At 54.1% G+C, this 1,036-nt stretch carries 1 protein-coding gene; it reads left to right on the forward strand.

Annotated elements, in window-relative coordinates:
* Positions 1-238: 238 nt before the first annotated feature.
* On the forward strand, positions 239-1,036 hold a 798-nt coding region (locus KDK14_RS20750), incomplete at its 3' end, for an ankyrin repeat domain-containing protein (RefSeq protein WP_257267145.1).

The raw sequence follows: 1,036 nt of genomic DNA on the forward strand, positions 1-1,036 counted from the left end.
AGCGAAAAAACAGCCATGAGCGAAAAAACAGCCATGAGCGAAAAAGACTCGTTTCTGGCTGACACCCTGTCATTGACCTTCCAGACCCGTCCGGGCCGCCCCACTTAACATCCCGTCTGCCCGACGGTAGGTCTACAAAAGACCGAGTAAAATTAGAAAGGAATGAACAAACACCCAAGCGGAGCGCTCCGCTTGAGTTTCGTTAAATTCTTCACTCGAAGAAAAAAGACAAAAACGATTGAACATCTATAATTTCACTTTTCATATTTTATCGAGTTGCCAGTTGATGGATTCTATCAGAAATCGTTTTTCTCTTTGCCGGATAACCGCTCAAAACGCCCCCTTACCGGAATTGATCGCTGCGCCTTCCTTTTCCAATGCTGGCGATGACGACAGATCAAATCCAAATGGTGAGGCTCCGATACTGGCTGCCTGTCACGGCAAAAATCTTCCCTGGGTTCAAGAATTGCTGGAGAACGATCCGACTCTGGTGAACAGGTCATTCCTGGCGAAAATTGCTGATTCTACCTGCCATGTGTATCCGCTCTTCATCGCTGCCCGGTACGGACATCTCGACGTCGCGAAATGCCTGATCAAGGCTATCAGCAAGGCCGTGGGAACCCTGCCAGAGGCGGACAAGTCCACGGCCGCCAGGAGGTTCCTGTCAGCCGCTTGCCAGGACGGAGCGACGGCCCTCTTTATCGCTGCCCAGAACGGGCATCTCGACGTCGCAAAATGCCTGATCGAGGCGCTCAACGAGGCCATGGGAAACCTGCCGGAGGCGGACAAGTCCACGGCGGTCAGGGTGTTCCTGTCGAGTGCTCGCGAAAACGGAGCGTCGGCCCTCTTCATCTCTGCTCAGAACGGGCATCTCGGCGTCGCCAAATACCTGATCGAGGTTCTCAACGAGGCCGTGGGAAACCTGCCGGAGGTGGATAAGTTCATGGCGGTCAGGAGGTTCCTGTCAGCCCCTTGCAAAAGCGGAGCGACTGCGCTCTACATCGCTGGCCAGAACGGGCATCTCGGCGTCGCAAAA

The organism is Endozoicomonas sp. ONNA2, assembly GCF_024606365.1.
Lineage (GTDB): Bacteria > Pseudomonadota > Gammaproteobacteria > Pseudomonadales > Endozoicomonadaceae > Endozoicomonas.